The organism is Streptomyces sp. NPDC058964 (assembly GCF_042741275.1).
In the GTDB taxonomy this organism is placed as follows: Bacteria; Actinomycetota; Actinomycetes; order Streptomycetales; family Streptomycetaceae; genus Streptomyces.
This window is the reverse complement of the sequence record NZ_JBHYKH010000034.1, coordinates 1-3,419: the sequence shown is the minus strand read 5'-3', so window position 1 is coordinate 3,419 and position 3,419 is coordinate 1. Positions and strand designations below refer to the sequence as shown.

At 71.0% G+C, this 3,419-nt stretch carries 3 protein-coding genes and 1 pseudogene; 2 read left to right on the top strand and 2 right to left on the bottom strand.

Features of this window, described 5'->3' with window-relative positions:
• Positions 1-39: 39 nt before the first annotated feature.
• Positions 40-483 (top strand): annotated as a pseudogene (locus ACFW2E_RS06900) (L,D-transpeptidase); the annotation flags it as partial.
• A 240-nt stretch (positions 484-723) separates the two neighbouring features.
• The gene (locus ACFW2E_RS06895) at positions 724-1,470 is read left to right on the top strand and encodes a DUF6227 family protein (protein ID WP_384462520.1); all 747 of its coding nucleotides are present in this window, start codon (positions 724-726) and stop codon (positions 1,468-1,470) included.
• A 56-nt stretch (positions 1,471-1,526) separates the two neighbouring features.
• On the opposite strand, the gene ACFW2E_RS06890 is transcribed toward ACFW2E_RS06895, so the two are convergent.
• Positions 1,527-1,805 (bottom strand): hypothetical protein, encoded by a 279-nt coding sequence (locus ACFW2E_RS06890; RefSeq protein ID WP_384462517.1) that lies wholly within the window; start codon positions 1,803-1,805, stop codon positions 1,527-1,529.
• A 108-nt stretch (positions 1,806-1,913) separates the two neighbouring features.
• Positions 1,914-3,419: PTS fructose transporter subunit IIC (locus ACFW2E_RS06885; protein ID WP_384462514.1), on the bottom strand; the 1,506-nt coding region annotated here is incomplete at its 5' end.

The window sequence follows — 3,419 nt, the reverse complement described above, 5'->3', positions numbered from 1 at the left end:
GCGCGACCGGGGCGGGGTGCCGGCACCTAGCTCACGTGGACGCTCGCGCGGGACGGGGTCCAGGGCGCTGACGGCGTCTACGGGGCGCAGAAGAAGACGGCGACCTTCACCATGGTGATCTCCAAGAAGTTCGTGCAGACGCGCATGAACGGATCGACGGTGGGCTACGGCGGCGAGTACGACATCTCGGACGTGCCGCACGCCATGCAGCTGACGACGTCCGGCACGTTCATCCACGGCAACTACCGGTACGACAAGGGCAACCCGCCCTTCGGCGAGCAGGGCACCAGCCACGGCTGCGTCGGACTCCAGGACGTACAGGGTGCGCAGGGGGCCACGACCGCCAAGTGGCTCTACGACAACTCGCTCATCGGGGACGTCGTGATCGTGAAGAACTCCCCCGGCAAGACCGTGTCCCCGGACAACGGGCTCGATGGCTGGAACATGTCGTGGAGCGAATGGCGCGCCGGCAGCGTCGCGTGACCGGCGGACCCCGGGGCGGGACGGACTCCCCGGATCCCGCCGGGTCTGCAGAATCGCGGGTGAGTGCAAGAAGTGCCGTCTGACCGGCCGGTTCTGACGGCATGCCGGGCCGTGCGGGAACCTTCCGGACGGCCCGGGCGTTTTCCCGGCGCACGTTTTCTCGGTTCCCGGACATGATGTCCGACCGAGGGGCTACGGTATGCACCCACAAGGTGACATGCAGCAACGCCGGGAGAAGCCTTGAGCGTTCCGTACGAGACGACAGCGTACGAACCAGCCGAGTCGCCCGAGTCTCCGGAGGAGCATCTCGCGCGACTCCTCGGTCGTGCCCTGAACTCCTTCGAGCTGCCCGACGAAGTGATATGGCAGCTCGACTGTGCGCTGGCGCACGACAGTTCGCTGCACTCCGCGCACCACAGCGCGGGAGTGCACCGGGAGACGTACCGGCACACGTGGCTGCTCGCCGACGGCTCGGCGGTCACGCTCTGGGAGCTCGTCCACAACACCGCGCCGGGCAGCGACCCGCAGCACGAGGTCTACGTGGACGAGGAGGAGCTGCACGCGGCCGACGGCCGGCTGCCGCTGCCCCCGGACACCCCGGACTTCGAGCTGCCGGTACTGGTGCAGCCGGCGCCGGTCCTCGAGCCGCGGCACGCGTACGTTCCGGACGACTCGGCGGACCACGCGCGCCGGCTGCTGCGCCGTGCGGAGAACCCGGACCGGCCGGGCGCGGAGACGACCGCGCTGCTGGCGACGGCGTTCGCCCACCAGATCACCCAGGCCTTCGGCCGCCCGGGGCGGGCCGGCCGGGTGGGGCTGTGCTTCTCGCTCTACGAGCACGCGTTCCTGCTGCGCGACGGCGAGGAGCTCTCCCTGTGGGAGGTCGAGCACACGGCGACGCCCGACGGACGGCACATGTGCGAGGTGTACGTCACGGAGGAAGCGGCCCGGGACGCCATGGAGCGGCGGGCCGCACGGCAGGCCTGAGACGTCCTGTCCGGCCGCGGCTTCTCCGGCACGCTCCGCCGGACGGGGCGATGCGCCTAGTGCTCGCCGAGCTGTCGTACGAGGCCCGCGAACGCGTCCCGCTCCGCCGGGGTCAGCTCGACGGACTCCACGTGGGGAGGGGCCGGGCGCTGGGGCGGGAGGGCCTGCAGCGGGTGGAGCTGCGGGTGGTCGACCTGCGACGGGCGGCCCGAGCGTCGTGCGGCGGCCGCGGAGCGGGTGCGGCGGGTGTGCATCAAAAAGATGATCCAGGCCGCGGTCACCAGGACCAGACCGGCCACGCCGGCCAGCTGGAGAATCGAGACGTGCTCAGGCATACGCTCCAGTAGACACCACGGTCCGGGACTTTGGCCCCGGACCGTGACGTATCTCGCAGGTGCCGTGAACAACTCACAGCGCCCCAAAGGGACAAGGGCGGCGGACGATCACGCCGCTACCGGCTGCTTCGTCTCCGCCGTCGCCGCCGGGTCCGCCGCCGACCCGGTGACCGCGGCCTCGGGGGCCTGCTTGCGCATGCCCTTCAGGATGACCACCAGCGCCGTCGTGACACACACACCGGCCGCGATGGCGACCAGGTAGAGGAACGGGTTGCCGATCAGCGGGACCACGAAGATGCCGCCGTGCGGGGCGCGCAGGGTGGCGCCGAAGGCCATCGACAGGGCGCCGGTGACCGCGCCGCCGACCATCGCCGACGGGATGACGCGCAGCGGGTCCGCCGCGGCGAACGGGATCGCGCCCTCCGTGATGAAGGAGGCGCCCAGCACCCAGGCCGCCTTGCCGTTCTCGCGCTCGGTCTGGGTGAAGAGCCTGCCGCGCACGGTCGTGGCCAGGGCCATCGCCAGCGGCGGGACCATACCGGCCGCCATGACCGCGGCCATGATCTTCATCGCGGAGCCGCTGGGGGCGGCGACCGCGATGCCGGCCGTGGCGAAGGTGTACGCGACCTTGTTGACCGGGCCGCCGAGGTCGAAGCACATCATCAGGCCGAGCAGGGCGCCCAGCAGGACGGCGTTCGAGCCGGTGAGACCGTTCAGCCAGTCCGTCATGGCCCTCTGCGCGGAGGCGATGGGCTTGCCGATCACGACGAACATCAGGAATCCGACGATCGCCGAGGAGATCAGCGGGATCACCACCACCGGCATGATGCCGCGCAACGCCGTCGGGATACCGACCCTCTGGATCGCCATCACCACACCACCGGCGATCAGACCGGCCGCCAGACCGCCGAGGAAGCCCGCGTTGATCGTGAGGGCGATCGAGCCGCCGACGAAGCCGGGGACGAGGCCCGGCCGGTCCGCCATGCCGTACGCGATGTAGCCGGCCAGGACCGGGATCAGGAAGCCGAAGGCCACGACACCGATCTGGAAGAACAGCGCGCCCCAGCTGTCGGCCTGTGCCCACACGAAGTGGTCCATCACCGACGGCGCCTTATTGATCTTGTAACCGCCGATCGCGAACCCGAGGGCGATCAGCAGACCGCCCGCCGCCACGAAGGGAACCATGTAACTGACGCCGGACATCAGCCACTTGCGGAGCTTGGTGCCGTAGCCCTCGGCGGAGTCGCCCGCACGCTCGACCGGGGTGCCGCCGGAGGGGGCCGCCGCCGTCAACTCGCCGCGCTCCGCCTTGCCACGGACCTCGGCTATCAGTTCGGCGGGACGGCTGATGCCCGCCTTCACGCCGACGTCGACGGTGGGCTTCCCGGCGAAGCGGTCCTTGTCGCGGACCGGAACGTCGTGCGCGAAGATCACGCCGTCCGCCGCCGCGATCACGGCCGGGTCGAGCCGGGTGAAGCCGGCCGAGCCCTGCGTCTCGACGAGGACCTCGACGCCGGCCTCGCGGCCCGCGCTCTCCAGCGACTCGGCCGCCATGTAGGTGTGCGCGATGCCGGTGGGGCAGGAGGTGACGGCGACCACCGCGCGGTCCCAGAC